Annotated in this window: 17 protein-coding genes; 10 read left to right on the top strand and 7 right to left on the bottom strand. The window is 72.2% G+C overall.

Annotated elements, in window-relative coordinates:
• Positions 1 to 6: 6 nt before the first annotated feature.
• Positions 7 to 861, top strand: a complete 855-nt coding sequence (locus ACFZB3_RS23690) for an alpha/beta fold hydrolase (protein WP_391378130.1) — start codon at positions 7 to 9, stop codon at positions 859 to 861.
• A 124-nt stretch (positions 862 to 985) separates the two neighbouring features.
• On the top strand, positions 986 to 1,756 hold the full coding sequence (locus ACFZB3_RS23685) for an SDR family oxidoreductase (RefSeq protein ID WP_391378128.1): 771 nt from the start codon (positions 986 to 988) through the stop codon (positions 1,754 to 1,756).
• 61 nt (positions 1,757 to 1,817) lie between these two features.
• Here the strand turns inward: ACFZB3_RS23685 and ACFZB3_RS23680 are convergent, their stop codons facing one another.
• The gene (locus tag ACFZB3_RS23680) at positions 1,818 to 2,360 is read right to left on the bottom strand and encodes a histidine phosphatase family protein (RefSeq protein ID WP_391378126.1); all 543 of its coding nucleotides are present in this window, start codon (positions 2,358 to 2,360) and stop codon (positions 1,818 to 1,820) included.
• Positions 2,357 to 3,094, bottom strand: coding sequence for a hypothetical protein (locus ACFZB3_RS23675; protein ID WP_391378124.1), 738 nt, complete (start codon positions 3,092 to 3,094; stop codon positions 2,357 to 2,359). The genes ACFZB3_RS23680 and ACFZB3_RS23675 overlap by 4 nt, the downstream gene beginning before the upstream one ends.
• Before the next feature lie 205 nt (positions 3,095 to 3,299).
• On the opposite strand from ACFZB3_RS23675, the gene ACFZB3_RS23670 reads away from it, so the two are divergent.
• From ACFZB3_RS23670 to ACFZB3_RS23655, 4 genes are all read left to right on the top strand, one after another.
• Entirely contained in the window at positions 3,300 to 3,713 is a 414-nt protein-coding gene (locus ACFZB3_RS23670) for a CoA-binding protein (RefSeq protein ID WP_391378122.1), read from the top strand.
• Positions 3,714 to 3,953: 240 nt separating this feature from the next.
• A complete protein-coding gene (locus tag ACFZB3_RS23665) occupies positions 3,954 to 5,591 on the top strand; it encodes an amino acid permease (RefSeq protein WP_391378120.1) in 1,638 nt (545 codons plus the stop codon).
• Positions 5,592 to 5,666: 75 nt separating this feature from the next.
• The gene (locus tag ACFZB3_RS23660) at positions 5,667 to 6,890 is read left to right on the top strand and encodes a 4-hydroxybenzoate 3-monooxygenase (RefSeq protein ID WP_391378118.1); all 1,224 of its coding nucleotides are present in this window, start codon (positions 5,667 to 5,669) and stop codon (positions 6,888 to 6,890) included.
• Between the two features lie 443 nt (positions 6,891 to 7,333).
• Positions 7,334 to 7,762, top strand: a complete 429-nt coding sequence (locus tag ACFZB3_RS23655; protein WP_391378116.1) for a MarR family transcriptional regulator — start codon at positions 7,334 to 7,336, stop codon at positions 7,760 to 7,762.
• On the opposite strand, the gene ACFZB3_RS23650 is transcribed toward ACFZB3_RS23655, so the two are convergent.
• Entirely contained in the window at positions 7,743 to 8,120 is a 378-nt protein-coding gene (locus ACFZB3_RS23650) for a metalloregulator ArsR/SmtB family transcription factor (RefSeq protein ID WP_391378114.1), read from the bottom strand. The two genes, ACFZB3_RS23655 and ACFZB3_RS23650, sit on opposite strands and share 20 nt — an antisense overlap.
• 63 nt (positions 8,121 to 8,183) lie before the next feature.
• On the opposite strand from ACFZB3_RS23650, the gene ACFZB3_RS23645 reads away from it, so the two are divergent.
• A complete protein-coding gene (locus ACFZB3_RS23645; RefSeq protein ID WP_391378112.1) occupies positions 8,184 to 9,320 on the top strand; it encodes a cation diffusion facilitator family transporter in 1,137 nt (378 codons plus the stop codon).
• Here ACFZB3_RS23645 and ACFZB3_RS23640 read toward each other — a convergent pair.
• Both ACFZB3_RS23640 and ACFZB3_RS23635 read right to left on the bottom strand, forming a co-directional pair.
• Positions 9,317 to 9,871, bottom strand: coding sequence for a YbaK/EbsC family protein (locus tag ACFZB3_RS23640; RefSeq protein WP_391378110.1), 555 nt, complete (start codon positions 9,869 to 9,871; stop codon positions 9,317 to 9,319). The two genes, ACFZB3_RS23645 and ACFZB3_RS23640, sit on opposite strands and share 4 nt — an antisense overlap.
• Positions 9,872 to 9,900: 29 nt before the next feature.
• Entirely contained in the window at positions 9,901 to 10,473 is a 573-nt protein-coding gene (locus ACFZB3_RS23635; RefSeq protein WP_391378108.1) for a cupin domain-containing protein, read from the bottom strand.
• A 115-nt stretch (positions 10,474 to 10,588) separates the two neighbouring features.
• On the opposite strand from ACFZB3_RS23635, the gene ACFZB3_RS23630 reads away from it, so the two are divergent.
• Positions 10,589 to 11,446, top strand: a complete 858-nt coding sequence (locus ACFZB3_RS23630) for an EamA family transporter (RefSeq protein ID WP_391378106.1) — start codon at positions 10,589 to 10,591, stop codon at positions 11,444 to 11,446.
• A gap of 31 nt (positions 11,447 to 11,477) precedes the next feature.
• Here the strand turns inward: ACFZB3_RS23630 and ACFZB3_RS23625 are convergent, their stop codons facing one another.
• Positions 11,478 to 12,242 (bottom strand): DapH/DapD/GlmU-related protein, encoded by a 765-nt coding sequence (locus ACFZB3_RS23625; RefSeq protein ID WP_391378104.1) that lies wholly within the window; start codon positions 12,240 to 12,242, stop codon positions 11,478 to 11,480.
• Between the two features lie 110 nt (positions 12,243 to 12,352).
• Here ACFZB3_RS23625 and ACFZB3_RS23620 point away from each other — a divergent pair, with 110 nt between their 5' ends.
• Positions 12,353 to 12,880, top strand: coding sequence for a DapH/DapD/GlmU-related protein (locus tag ACFZB3_RS23620; RefSeq protein ID WP_391378102.1), 528 nt, complete (start codon positions 12,353 to 12,355; stop codon positions 12,878 to 12,880).
• Between the two features lie 91 nt (positions 12,881 to 12,971).
• Here the strand turns inward: ACFZB3_RS23620 and ACFZB3_RS23615 are convergent, their stop codons facing one another.
• Positions 12,972 to 13,616 (bottom strand): VTT domain-containing protein, encoded by a 645-nt coding sequence (locus ACFZB3_RS23615; RefSeq protein WP_391378100.1) that lies wholly within the window; start codon positions 13,614 to 13,616, stop codon positions 12,972 to 12,974.
• 199 nt (positions 13,617 to 13,815) lie between these two features.
• Between ACFZB3_RS23615 and ACFZB3_RS23610 the strand changes: the two genes are divergently transcribed.
• Positions 13,816 to 14,847, top strand: coding sequence for a lysylphosphatidylglycerol synthase domain-containing protein (locus tag ACFZB3_RS23610; protein ID WP_391378098.1), 1,032 nt, complete (start codon positions 13,816 to 13,818; stop codon positions 14,845 to 14,847).

Below are 14,847 nucleotides of genomic sequence, written 5' to 3'. Positions count from 1 at the left end.
CACACCATGGCCCCCACGACGTACCGCACCGCCGATGTGAACGGGCTGAAGGTCTTCTACCGGGAATCCGGACCTTCGGACGCCCCGAAGCTACTGCTGCTGCACGGCTTCCCGAGCGCCGGTCACATGTTCCGGGATCTCATCCCGCACCTGGCCGACCGATTCCATGTGGTCGCACCCGACCTGCCCGGCTTCGGACAGTCCGACATGCCGGACCGTGACAGCTTCACCTATACCTTCGAAGCCCTCACGGACGTCATCGAAGGCTTCACCGACGCGGTGGGCTTCGACCGGTACGCGCTCTACGTGTTCGACTACGGCGCCCCCACCGGTTTCCGGCTGGCCCTCCGGCAGCCGGAGCGCATCACCGCCATCGTCACGCAGAACGGAAACGCCTACGAGGAGGGGCTCAGTGACGGCTGGAACCCCATCCGGGCGTACTGGAAGGAACCCACACAGGCCCACCGCGACGCGCTGCGCACCATGATCCAGCCCGAGACCACGGTGTGGCAGTACACCCATGGTGTCGCCGACCCGTCCTCGGTCTCGCCCGACGGTTACACGCTCGACAACCACTACCTGGCCCGTCCGGGCGCACACGAGATCCAACTGGACCTCTTCCTCGACTACGCGAGCAACGTCGAGCTCTACCCCGCGTTCCAGGAGTACTTCAGGGCCCACCAGCCGCCACTGCTGGCCACCTGGGGCCGCAACGACCCGTTCTTCCTGCCCGCCGGCGCAGAGGCGTTCCGACGCGATGTCCCCGATGCCGACGTCCGGATGCTGGACACCGGCCACTTCGCACTGGAGACACACGCCGGTGAGATCGCGGCCGCCATCTGCGGATTCCTCTCGAACTGACCGGGTGGCCCGGACGGGTGGCCCGCCGGACGCGAACACGGCCACCCGCCCCGAGAGCGGCGGCTCACACGATGCGATCTCGGCGCCCGCCACCAGGACACCCCACACATGAACAGGAAACGGAATGCCCCAGTCAGTAGCCATCGTCACCGGTGCCAGCCAGGGCATCGGCCGGTCCACCGCGATCCGGCTGGCGCGCGACTTCGACTCGATCGCGCTCGTAGCCCGCAACCGCACCAACCTCGACGTGACGGCGGCCGCCGTCACCGAGGCGGGTGCCGAATCCCTGGTCGTCGACGTGGACCTGGCCGATCCCGCCGCGGCACGCACCGTCGTCGACACGACCCTCACCACGTTCGGGCGCATCGACGCCCTGCTCAACATCGCAGGTGCCGTCCCGCAGGTCGATCTGTTCGACATGAGCGACGAGCAGTGGGACCACGGGTTCGCGCTCAAGCTGCACGGCGCCCGCCGCCTCACGGTCACGGCGTGGCCGGCCCTGAAGGAGACCAAGGGGTCCGTCGTCCTGATCTCGGGCAACTCCGCGCTCGCCCCCAAGGCCCCCTACGCGGCGGTGGGCACGGTCAACGCGGCGATCGTCGCGCTGGCCAAGGCATTCTCCGATCGCGGCATCGCCGACGGCGTCCAGGTCAACAGTGTCCTGCCCGGACCGGTGATGACCGGCCGTCGCCGCTCCTACCTGGAGCACTGGGCGCCGCTGCACCACATGACCGTCGAGGAGGCAACCGCCCGCTTCCCCCGGGAGGCAGGGATCGCACGTTACGGCGAACCGGACGAGATTGCCGAACTCATGGCCTTCCTCGTCTCGCCGGCGGCACGCTGGATGACCGGCTCGGCCCTCCGGATGGACGGTGGCGAGGTCAAGTCCGTCTGAGCCCGCCGCCCGCGCACGAGACTCGGTCGCCGGCGCCGCAACCCTGCACAGCGAGAGGCGACTACTTCTTCGTCCCCCGGGCCACCGTCACCTCCGTCAGCAGGGCCGTGCCCGGGGCGAGGGCCGCCCACGTCGTGCCGTGCCAGGCCAGGACGGCGATCGCGGAGGTCGGGAACTTCGTGTGCACCTGCTCCAGGGTGTCGTCGAGGCCGTCGCCCGCGAGGCCGAGGACGAGTTCCTCCAGGCCGGGGTTGTGCCCGACCAGCAGCAGCGTCTCCACCTCGGCCGGCACCTCGTGCACCACCGCCAGCAGGTCGGGGACGTCGGCCGCGTACACCCGCCCGTCGTAACGGACCGGTGGCGGTGTGCCCCACTGGCCGGCGGCGAGTTCCCAGGTCTGCCGGGCGCGTACGGCGGTGGAGCAGACCGCCAGGTCGGGCAGGCAGTCGGACTCGGCGAGGGCGCGGCCGGCGGCGGGGGCGTCGCGGCGGCCGCGGTCCGCGAGCGGGCGCAGGCGGTCCGGGACGCCCTCGGGCCAGGCGGACTTGGCGTGCCGCAGGACGACCAGGCGGCGCAGCGGGCCCGCGCCCGCCCGGGTGATCACGCCGCCCGCCCGAGGTCGCGGGTGAGGTCGAGGGCGAGCAGCCGGTCGGCGTAGGCGCAGGTCTCGAAGCGGGCGCCGTCCGGGATCTCGGGCTGGTTCTCCATCCAGTGCAGCACGGCGAGCACCCCGGGCACGTCGAGGTCGTCCTCCCAGGCGTCCCGCAGTCGTCCCCTCACCTTCTCGGGCACCGGCCGCGAGGGGCTGCGGGCCCAGTGCGCCACCGACTGGCGCAGCCTGCCGAGCCGCCGTCCGGCCGCGTCGAGCGCGCCGGCGCCGAGGTGGACGGCCGTGGAGCGCGAGGCGTCGAGGAGGGCGAGCCGCAGTGCGGCGGGGTCGGCGAGCGTGCCCAGGACACCGGCGTCGGGACCGTCGGCGGGGGCGACGGCGAGGGTCACGCCGGTGCCGGTGGCGGGCCCGGTGCCGCCGGTGGCCGTGACGTGGACGACCTGTGCCTCGCCCAGTCCCGCGGCGAGGTCGCGGCCGTCCTCGAAGGGGCGGATGCCGAGGGTGGTGGCGGCCGCGTGCAGCTCGGCCTGGTGGTGGTCGGCGGTGAGCAGGGGCAGGACCGGGGTGCCGCCGAGTTCCAGCGCGCGCAGCAGGAGGTCGGTGGTGAGCAGGACCCGCAGCGCCGTCAGGTCGTACCCGGAGGCGTGTGCCTCCACCCGGGTCAGGGCACGGCGGGCGGAGACGGCGGGGACGGTCTCACCGGACTTGGCGTCGAGGATGCGCAGCACGGGCTGAGCGTAGGCGTGCGGCGGGCCGCACGCAGGCACCTTGCGACGATTCAGGTCACCGTGGCGGGACATGCGGGACATGCGACACCCCCGGCAGCGCGGAGTGCCCCGGAAGTACCGCGCGGGCCCGGTCCGGGCCGGGGAATCAGGGTCCGGCGGCCGCTGTTGCCCACGGCGAATGTTCCCCGAGCCCAGGAGGCCGACGGTGTACGGCGACGAAGCGACGATCCGCAGGATTCTGACCGGGACGGGTGACACCTGGGCGGTGGTGGGCCTGTCGTCCAACCGGGGACGGGCGGCGTACGGGGTGGCGCAGGTACTGCAGCGGTTCGGCAAGCGGATCGTGCCGGTCCACCCCAAGGCGGAGACGGTCCACGGCGAGCAGGGCTACGCGTCGCTCTCGGAGATCCCCTTCGAGGTCGACGTCGTCGACGTCTTCGTCAACAGCGAGCTGGCCGGGCCGGTCGCGGACGAGGCGGTGGCGCGGGGCGCGAAGGCGGTGTGGTTCCAGCTCGGGGTGGTCGACGAGGCGGCGTACGAGCGGGTGCGGGCCGCGGGTCTGGACATGGTCATGGACCGCTGCCCGGCCATAGAAATCCCTCTCTTGAACCGGGACTGAACCGGGACCGAGCCGGATTTGAGGAAGATCTGAGCTTGCCTGTCTTACCCTCTTCTCACATATCACAACTGAATACGGACATTCCGTGACCACCTCTGACCTGTGCAAAAGCTTTGGCCAAGACAGGAAAGATCGAGGGTCAAATCTTTGGCAACACTCTTCTCCGGTTGCGGCGCCCGCCCTTAACTTGTGCCCTCTTGCTCGTTAAATCTGCGTTCAGAAACTGAGAGGCCACTTGACATGGTGAGTGTCGAGAAAGCCGCCACGGAGGACATCACACCTTCGGGCGGTCTGAGGCGGGACGTCGGGCTGATCGGCCTGATGTGGGCCTCTGTGGGCTCGATCATCGGCTCCGGATGGCTGTACGGCGCCGAGAAGGCGGTCGGCATGGCCGGCCCCGCGGCGATCATCTCGTGGGTGATCGGCGCGATCGCGATCGTGCTCCTGGCACTGGTGCACGCCGAACTCGGCGGCATGTTCCCGGTGGCGGGCGGTACGGCCCGCTACCCGCACTACGCGTTCGGCGGCCTGGCCGGCATGTCCTTCGGCTGGTTCTCCTGGCTGCAGGCGGCGACCGTGGCGCCGATCGAGGTCGAGGCCATGATCGGTTACGCCGGTCACTGGAAGTGGGCCCAGCACCTGGAGCACGCCGACGGCACCCTGACCGCGAGCGGTCTGCTGGTGGCCGTCGTGCTCATGGCCCTGTTCGTCGGGGTCAACTTCTTCGGCGTCCGGGTGCTCGCGCACACCAACAGCGCCGCCACCTGGTGGAAGATCGCCGTTCCGCTGGCCGCGATCTTCATCATCGCCATCGGCAACTTCCACACCTCCAACTTCCACTCGGAGGGCTTCGCGCCCTTCGGCTCCAAGGGTGTCCTGACCGCGATCAGCACCAGCGGCATCATCTTCGCGCTGCTCGGCTTCGAGCAGGCCATCCAGCTGGCCGGCGAGAGCCGCAACCCCAAGAGGGACCTGCCGCGCGCCACGCTCGGCTCGGTCGCGATCGGTGCCGTCATCTACGTCCTGCTCCAGGTCGTGTTCATCGCCGCGCTGCCGCACAGCACCTTCGCGCACGGCTGGGAGAACCTGAAGTACGCCGGGATCAGCGGCCCGTGGGCGGGCCTCGCCACCCTGGTGGGCCTCGGCTGGCTGGCCTGGGTCCTCTACCTGGACGCGATCATCTCCCCCGGCGGCACCGGCCTCATCTACACCACCGCCACCTCCCGCGTCTCCTACGGCCTGGCGAAGAACGGCTACGCGCCGAAGATCTTCGCCCGGACCGACTCCCGCGGTGTGCCGTGGTTCGGCCTCGTCATGTCCTTCGTGACCGGCGTGATCTGCTTCCTGCCGTTCCCGAGCTGGCAGCAGCTGGTCGGCTTCATCACCTCGGCGAGCGTGCTGATGTACGCCGGTGCCCCGCTGGCGTACGGCGTCTTCGCCGACAGACTGCCGCAGCGCGAACGCCCGTACCGGCTGCCGTTCGGCAAGGTGATCTCCCCGCTGTCGTTCGTGGTCGCCAACCTGATCATCTACTGGTCCGGCTGGGACATCCTGTGGCGGCTCGGTCTCGCGATCATCATCGGTTACCTGCTGCTCGGCGGTTACGCCTTCTACGCCCACAGCAGGAACCTGCCGGACGCGCCCCGGCTGGACTTCAAGGCCGCGCAGTGGCTGCCGGTCTACCTGATCGGCATGGGCCTGATCTCCTGGCAGGGCAGCTTCGGCGGCCAGAACAACATCGCGCTGTGGTGGGACATCCTGGTCATCGCCGCCTTCTCGATCGGCGTCTACTACTGGGCCAAGGCGACCGCCTCCACGGCCGCCGACATCGAGCGCAGCATCGACGAGGTCGTGGTCACGGACGCCCCGGCGCACTGACCCGTCCGCCTCACCCGCGTCCCGTCAGCCACGGTGGCACTGCCATGGCTGACGGGACACCGTCATAATGCGGGGGTGACTCACCCCTCCCCCCACTCCAACTCCCCGTCCGGGGAACGCCGTACGGTCGTCGTCGTGGGCGCCGGGCCCGCCGGGCTGACCGTCGGGAACATCCTGCGGGCCGCCGGCGTCGACTGCGTGGTCCTGGAGACCGAGAGCAGGCAGTTCATCGAGACCCGGCCGCGGGCCGGGGTCATCGAGGAATGGGCGGTCCGCGGACTCCGGCAACGCGGCCTGGGCGACAACCTGGTGGCCCGGGCGCAGGTGCACAGCGAGTGCGAGTTCCGGTTCGGCGGCGACCGGTTCCGGTTCGACTACAGCGAACTGACGGACCATCACCACTACGTCTATCCGCAGCCGTTGCTGGTGACGGACCTGGTGCGGGAGTACGCCGACGTGCGTGGCGGGGACATCAGGTTCGGGGTGCGCGACGTCGCGCTGCACGACCTGGAGACGGACCGGCCCGCCGTGTCGTACCTCGACCCGGCGACCGGCGACCGGCAGCTCCTGCACTGCGAGTTCGTCGCGGGCTGCGACGGCGCGCGCGGGGTGACCCGGGACGCGATACCAGAGGGGCGGGTGCGGGTCGCCCGGCAGGACCACGGCATAGCGTGGCTCGCGCTGCTCGCCGAGGCACCGCCGTCCTCGGACTGCGTGCTGTTCGGCGTCCATCCGAACGGTTTCGCCGGGCACATGGCGCGCAGCCCCGAGGTCACCCGTTACTACCTGCAGTGCCCGCCGGGCGACGACCCGGAGAACTGGCCGCACGACCGGATCTGGGACGAGCTGCGCGAGCGGCTCGGCGCGGCCGGGGCACCGCCGCTCACCGAGGGGCCGCTGATCGAGAAGCGCGTGCTGGACATGCACGACTACGTGGTCGAGCCGCTGGTGTACGGCCGCCTCTTCCTGGCCGGTGACGCCGGCCACCTGACCGCGCCGATCGCGGCCAAGGGCATGAACCTCGCCCTGCACGACGCCTTCCTGCTGGGCGACGCGCTCGCCGCGTACGTCACCAAGGGCGACGACGCCGGCCTGGAGGGCTACTCCCACGCCTGCCTGCGCCGGGTCTGGGACTACCAGGAGTTCTCCCGGTTCCTGTCCGGCATCTACCACGGCACGGCCTCCGGCGACCCGTTCCTCGCGGGCACCAGCCTGGCCCGGCTGCGCAGGCTGTTCACCTCGCGCGCGGCGGCGACGGCCTTCGCCGAGCAGTACCTCGGTGCGGCCACCGCCTTCTGAGTACTGCGCGGGAACGGCCGCCGGGTTCCCGGTGCGGGTCGTGACCAGCGCGGTACCGGCGAGCGCGAGCAGGACGACCGCGAGGGCCATGGCCGGGTGGATGCCGGCCAGGGGCGTGGCCCCCGCGGCCATCAGCGCGGTGGCGGCGGCCGAGCCCAGCACCGAACCGAGCTGCCGGACCGTGTTGTCGACCCCGGAGGCCGCTCCGGCCAGCGGTGCCGGCACGTGCCGCATCGCCTCGGTGGAGAGGGGGGCGATCAGGCAGCCGGTGCCGAGCCCCATGAACATCAGCGGCACGGTGAAGACCGTTGCCGTGGCCGAGCCCTGCGCGAGCAGGATCACCGCGAGCAGCCCCGCGCAGAAGGACACCAGTCCGGCGAACGGCACCCGGTGGCCGCCGGACCCCGGCCCCGCCTGCCAGCCCGCACACCGCGCCGGCCGCGGTGAGCACCGCGACCCCGGCCGCGAACAGCGTCCGCTGCCTGCTGGGGCACCGCCTCCAGAAGCTCGCCGAGTCCGCCGTCCCCACGGAGGGCATCGGTGAACACCCCACCAGCGTCGGCACGGTGCTGATCGTCGCCGCCGACCTGCGGGACCACCCCCGGACCACGGTCACCGAGATCGCCGGGCGCACCGGCCTGGCCCAGAGTCAGGTCTCCCACTGCGTGGCCCGGCCGCGCAGCGCCGAGGCGGTCACGGCCGAACCCGACCCGCGCGACGGCCGGCGCACGCTGCTGAGCCCGGCCGCCGAGCCGTCCGCCCGTATGCAGGCGGTGCAGGAAGCACCCCTCGGCCCAGCACTGGTGGCCGCCACCGGCGAACCGGAGAAGGTGCTCGCCCCGCTGGACGAACTCAACCGTCTTCTGCGGTAGCGGTAGCGGTCTCGGTCTCGGTCAGCCGGTGGTCCGCCACCTTCAGCGCCTCCTCGACGAGCGTCCGCAGATGGCCGTGGCGCAGCGAGTACACCACCCGGCGCCCCTCCTTGCGGGTGCCCACCAGACCGGCGAGCCGCAGCCGGGCCAGATGCTGGCTGACGGCCGGCCGCGCGGCGCCGCACACCTCGGTGAGCGTGGTGACGTCGGCCTCCCCGGCCGTCAGGGCGTGCAGCAGGGTGAGCCTGGTGCGGTCTCCCAGCAGCGCGAGCACCTCGGCGGCGAGGGCGAACTGTTCCTCGCCCGGGGTGCGCGGATGCGCATGATGCGCAGGTGATAGGTGCAAGCGTGCGCTCATACGCACATAATGGCGTCGTGGGCGCCCCGTGTCCACGTCCCGCGCACCGGAGAGGGGAGCCGCATGAGCGACCGGCACCATCACGAGCACGCACACACCCCCGACCGGCACGGCGAGCCCGCGCACACGCATGACCACGGCCACGGCCATGAGCACGGCCATGGGCACGGCCACGGCCACCCCCACTCCGAGGCCCGCTCCCCCGCCGCCGGCCTCCGCCACCGCCTCGCGCACCTCCTCAAGCCGCACTCCCACGAGACGGCCGACAAGCTCGATCCCGCGCTGGAGTCCTCGGCACGGGGCATGCGCGCGCTCTGGGTCTCCCTGGCCGTGCTCGGCGCGACGGCGCTCGTGCAGGCGCTCGTGGTGGTCCTGTCCGGCTCCGTCGCCCTGCTCGGGGACACGGTGCACAACGCGGCGGACGCGCTGACCGCCGTACCGCTGGGCATCGCCTTCGTGCTCGGGCGCCGCGCCGCGAACCGGCGCTTCACCTACGGCTACGGGCGGGCCGAGGACCTCGCGGGGATCGCGATCGTGCTGACGATCACCGCGTCGGCCCTTTTCGCCGCATGGACGGCCGTCGAACGGCTGCTGGATCCGCGTCCGGTCACGCATCTGACGGCCGTCGCGGTGGCCGCGCTCGCCGGGTTCGCCGGGAACGAGTGGGTGGCCCGGTACCGGATCCGGGTGGGCCGGGAGATCGGGTCGGCGGCACTGGTGGCCGACGGGCTGCACGCCCGGACCGACGGGTTCACCTCGCTCGCCGTGCTGCTGGGGGCCGGCGGCGCCGCCCTCGGCTGGCAACTCGCCGATCCGCTCGTGGGGTTGGCGATCACCGCGGCGATCGCGCTGGTGCTGCGGGACGCGGCGCGCGAGGTGTTCCGGCGGGTGATGGACGCGGTGGACCCGGAGTTGACCGACCGGGCGGAGCGGGCGCTGCGGGAGGTGCCGGGGGTGCGGGCGGTGGGTGAGCTGCGGCTGCGGTGGATCGGGCACCGGCTGCGCGCCGAGGTGGCGGTCGTGGTCGACGGCGAGGCGACGGTACGGCAGGCGCACGCGATCGCCGTCGCGGCGGAGCACGCGCTGCTGCACGCCGTACCCAGGCTGACCGCGGCCCTGGTGCACGCGGACCCGGCACCGGCGCCGGGCCAGGCGGACCCGCACCTGGCGCTGGCGCACCACGCGCACACCCTCTCCTAGACCCCGAGCCCGTCCAGCACCACCGCGCCCGGCAGCTCGGCGAACGCCTTGCCGGGGACCAGGAGTTTCCCGCGGCGGCGGCCGCTGCCGACCAGGACGTAGGGCAGGTCGACCACGGCCGGGTCCACCAGCAGCGGCCAGTCGCGCGGGAGTCCGATCGGGGTGATGCCGCCGTACTCCATCCCGGTCACGTTCGTGGCGGTGTCCATCGCGGCGAACGAGGCCTTGCGGGCGCCCAGTTGGCGGCGCACCACGCCGTTGACGTCCACCTTGGTGGTGGACAGCACCAGGCAGGCGGCCAGGGTGGTCTCGCCGCCGCGCCTGCCCGCCACCACCACGCAGTTGGCCGACTTGTCCAGCAGGTCGTGCCCGTAGTGCTCGACGAAGACCGCGGTGTCCGCCCACTGCGGGTCGGTCTCGACGTAGACGATCCGGTCGGCGGGCACCGCGCCGGTCCAGTGCCGTACGGCGTCGGCGACCGGTGCGGTCAGCTCGTCGAGGCAGTCGGGAGCGGGGACGGCGGTGTCGAAGTCTCCGATGGGTGCGCGCATGTCCGCACGCTAACAGCCGGTCCGCGGGCTCAGGGCACGGGCGGCACGGAGACCGTCATGACCATCTCCATCGGCACGTCCCCGGTGTTGCCGTACACATGGGCCGTGTTGGCCTCGAAGGAGGCGCTGGCGCCCGTCGGCACGCGGTACTCGGTGCCGTCGACGGTGAGGGTGAGTTCACCGGCGGTGACGTGGACGATCTCCACCGTGCCGGTCGGGTGGGGTTCGGACGGGCTGCTCTCCCCCGGCATCAGGTGCCAGTCCCACATCTCCAGCGGGCCGGGCGCCTCGGTGCCGGCGAGGAGCCGGTTGTAGCTGCCGGCGTCGGTGTGCCACAGCCGTACGGCCTTGTCGGCGGGGATGATCTGGACCTTCGGGCCCTGTTCGTAGTCGAGCAGGGTGGTGATGCTGATGCCGAGCGCGTCACCGATCTTGACGACCGTGCCGATGCTCGGGTTGGTGCGGGCCTGCTCGATCTGGATCAGCATGCCGCGGCTGACCCCGGCCCTGGTCGCGAGCACGTCCAGGGTGAAGCCGCGGACCGCGCGCCAGTGCTTGACGTTGCGGGCCAGGGACTGGGTCAGCAGGTCGAGGTCCGACACGTTCCGTCCATGGTGGAAAGCATTGTGGTCCAATATTTTGAATGACGCAGTTTACCTGAGTGAACTACGATGGGGTGTACCTGATCGTTCACCGAACTGTACTGCGAGGCGGGCCGTGACAGCATTCTTCGCCCTGACCACCAGTCTCCTGTGGGGGCTGGCCGACTTCGGCGGCGGGCTGCTCACGCGACGCGCGCCGGCGCTCACGGTGGTCGTCGTGTCGCAGGGTCTGGCGGCGGCGGTCCTGTTCGTGATCGTGGTCGCCACGGGCGGCTGGAGCGCGGCCGGACCCCAGCTCTGGTTCGCGTTCGCGGCGGGTCTGGTCGGACCGGTCGCGCTCCTCTCCTTCTACCAGGCCCTCGCCCGCGGCCCGATGGGGGTGGTCTCCCCGCTGGCCACGCTGAGCGTCGCCGTCCCGGTCGGGGTCGGACTGTTCCTCGGCGAGCGGCCGGGGCTGCTCCAGGTCGCGGGCATCGCGGTCGCCGTCACCGGGGTCGTGCTAGCCGGCGGCCCGCAGCTGCGCGGCGCGGCGGTCCAGCGCCGGACGATCCTGCTCACCCTGGTCTCGGCGGCCGGCTTCGGCACCGTGTTCGCCCTGATCACGGAGGCGTCCACCACGGTCACCGGCCTCTTCCTGGCCCTCTTCGTGCAGCGGCTGACCAGCGTCGCGACCGGCGGCGCCGCCCTGTGGCTCTCCGTGCGGCGGGGCACGCCCGCGCTGCCGGAGGGCGGCCTCGCCCGCTCCGCGCTCCCGGCCCTGGGCTTCGTCGGACTCGCCGACGTCGCGGCCAACGGCACGTACTCGGTCGCCGCCCAGCACGGCCCGGTCACCGTCGCCGCGGTGCTCGCCTCGCTCTACCCGGTGGTCACCGCGCTCGCGGCCCGCGGCTTCCTCAGCGAACGGCTGCGCGCGATCCAGGCGGCGGGCGCCGGGCTGGCACTGGTGGGGACGCTGCTGCTGGCCACCGGCTGAACCGGCGGCCGACGGCCCGGCCGGGCGCCGCTCAGCTCTCGGGCTCCAGCTCGGCGAGCCGCGCCACGTCCGCCTCGTCCAGCTCCGCCAGCGCGCGCAGCTGCTCCGGCGTCGTACCCGCCGGGATCGGCACCGGCGGGGGTGTGCGCAGCGGCGGCTGCCAGCCGGTCTCGGCCGTCCAGCGGCGTACGACCCGGGCGGGCGCGCCGGCCACCACGGCGTGGTCGGGCACCGTGCCGCGGACCACCGCGCCGGCGGCCACCACCACGTTCCGGCCGATCCGCGCGCCCGGCAGGATCACCGCGCCGGTCCCGATCCAGCAGCCCGGACCGATCTCCACGGGCTCCATGCGGGGCCACTGCCGGCCGATGGGCTGGTGCGGGTCGTCGTAGGAGTGGTTGGTGGAGGTGACGTAGACGTACGGGCCGAAGTAGCAGTCGCTGCCGATGGTGACGGTCGTGTCCGCGATGACGTGGCTGCCGCGGCCGAGGACCACGCCGTCGCCGATGCGCAGGATCGGGTCGGGGCCGAGGTCGAGGTCGGGCATCAGGCCCGCGGTGAGGGTGACCTGCTCGCCGACGATGCAGTGCGAGCCGAGGTGGATCCACGGTTCGCCGAAGACCGTGCCGAGCGGGAAGGCGAGGCGGGTGGCCTCGCCGAGGGCGCCGAAGCGGAAGCGGCCGGGGTGGTCGGCGCTGACGGATCCGGTGCGCTGCACCCAGGCCCAGGCCGCGTGCACTGCGCGTTGGGCGAGGCGGCGGCGCCAGGACGAGAACGTGTTCTTGGGCTTCGGCACGCAGTCACGCTACTCAGCTGGCGCCGAATTGAAGAAGGCGGGCTGCTGTGATCTTCGCCCCAGGGGGTGGGCTAGGTTGCCGGGGACATCGACGACGACGGGAGACGGTGATGACGCGGCAGGCGCTGATCGTGGGGATCGGGGGGCGGGAGCCGAAGATCGAGGACGGCGTGTTCGTGGCGCCGACGGCCTCGGTGATCGGGGACGTGACCCTCCAGGCCGGGGCGAGTGTCTGGTACGGGGCGGTGGTGCGGGGGGACGTCGAGAAGATCACCGTGGGGGCGCGGGCGAACGTCCAGGACAATGTGACATTGCACGCGGACCCGGGGTTTCCGGTGACGGTCGGGGAGCGGGTGTCCATCGGGCACAACGCGGTCGTCCACGGGGCGACCGTGGAGGACGACTGCCTGATCGGCATGGGGGCGACCGTGCTGAACGGGGCCGTGATCGGGGCGGGGTCGCTGGTGGCCGCGCAGGCGTTGGTGCCGCAGGGGATGGTGGTGCCGCCGGGGTCGTTGGTGGCGGGGGTGCCGGCGAAGGTGCGGCGCGAGCTCAGCCGTGAAGAGCGGGAAGGGGTGACCCTGAACGGGACCTTCTATGCGGAGTTGGCTGTGGCGCACCGCGGGGTGCATGAGTAGGACTCATGGCGGGTGCGGGTGGGTGGGGGCTGTTCGCGCAGTTCCTCCCCCAGCCTTCGGCCGGGGGTACCCCCAGCGCCCCTGAGTTTGCCTACTCCCCAGCGTTCACCGGTTCGGGTTCCTTCTCGGCTGTCCTGGCCTTCTTCGCCCGGCGCTGTACGACCAGCATCGACGCCAGGCCGAAGAGGACCGCCGCTGCCAGGCCCACGTACGAGAACCTCTTCAGCCAGTCCTCCGCGACCAGGCCCACGTAGTAGACGACCGCCGTCGTGCCGCCCGCCCAGCAGATGCCGCCGAGGAGGTTGGCGGTCAGGAACTTCCAGTAGGGCATCTGGAGGACGCCGGCCAGGGGGCCCGCGAAGATGCGGAGGAGGGCGATGAAGCGGCCGAAGAAGACCGCCCACATGCCCCACTTCTCGAAGGAGCGCTCGGCGGTGGCGACGTGGCCCTCGCTGAAGTGGCTCGGGAACTTCCTGCCCAGCCAGGCCAGCAGCGGGCGGCCGCCCTTGCGGCCGATCGCGTAGCCGATCGAGTCGCCGATCACGGCGCCCGCGGTCGCGCAGGCGCCGAGGACGAACGGGTTGACACCCGAGTGCTGGGACGAGAGCAGCGCGGCGGAGACCAGGACGATCTCGCCCGGCAGCGGGATGCCCAGGCTCTCCAGTCCGATCACCAGCGCCACCACGGCGTAGACGGCGACCGCAGGCACCGAGTCGAGCCATTCCTGGACGTGCACCGCCGGATCCTCCCCTGTCGCGTGCTCTTCCCCAGGAAGGCTACCGGGTCGGCCGGGTACCACCGCGCCCGCGGCACCGGCCCGCCCCCCTGCCTTCGGTTTTCGGACATCCTGGTGTCATACGGGACGGGAAGGCTCCCCGGCGTCTGCTCGCCTCCGGCTCCCCACCGCAGGCCCGCCGTGGAAGGACAACGTCCCCGTGTCCTCACTGTCCTCGCTGTCGTCACTGTCGTCGGTGCCTTCGTCCTGCCCCGAACTGCCCGCGTCCTGCTCCGACGCGCCCGTGCCGCCGCTGCGGGCGTCCTCCTCGATGGCGGGCCGGCCGCTCCGGCTCGCGCTGTGCCTGTCCCCGCTGCTCATCGCCGCGGTCTGGGGGCTGACCAACCAGTCCCTGCTGTACGAGGGCGTCGTCCGGCTCGCCCGCGCCGAACCGGCGTGGCTGCTGGCCGCGGGCGGTTTCACCTGCCTGACCTGGGTGGTGGCCGCCTGCATGCGTCAGGGTGCCGTGCCCGACCGGCTGCCACCGGGGCTGCTGCTGGCCTCGCAGTTCGCCGCCGGCGCCGCCAACCACGCGCTGCCCGCCGGGCTCGGCGCGCACGCCGTCACCGTGCGTTTCCTGCGCACCCGGGGTGTCCCCCTGGAGCGGGCCACCGCCTCGATCGCGCTGTACTCGGTGGCCAAGTCGGGCGCCAAGACGGTCGTGCTGATCGGGTTCCTGCTGTCGTCGTCCGCGTGGCGACGGCTGGGCGAGCTGGTGCCGGACGGCGTGGTGCTGATCCCGGTCGCGGCGGTGCTCACGCTGATGGGCGTGGCGACGGCGGTGGTACGGCCGCTGCGGCGCCCGATCACCGGCATGGTGCGGTCCGCGCTCACCGACGCCCGGACGGTGCACGCGCGGCCCTCCCGGGTGCTCGCCCTGTGGGGCGGGGCCACCGCGATGCCGCTGGTGCAGGCCTGCGTGCTGGCCTGCACCGGGGAGGCGCTGGGGCTCGGGCTGTCGTGGGGCACCGTGATCTTCGCGTACCTGGCGGCCGGCACCGCGGGGGGTGCCGTTCCGGTGCCCGGCGGGGTCGCGGTGGACGCGGCGCTGGTGATCACGCTGGTCGCGTTCGGCTCCCCGGTCGCGGTGGCCACCGCGACCGTGATCGGCTACCGCGTCCTGACCGACTGGATCCCGCTGCTGCCGGGCGCCCTGGTGCTGTCGGCGATGATCCGCGCGAAGGTGCTGTGA

Source organism: Streptomyces sp. NPDC008092, assembly GCF_042957285.1.
Taxonomy (GTDB): domain Bacteria; phylum Actinomycetota; class Actinomycetes; order Streptomycetales; family Streptomycetaceae; genus Streptomyces.
This window is presented reverse-complemented; position numbering and strand designations above follow the sequence as displayed.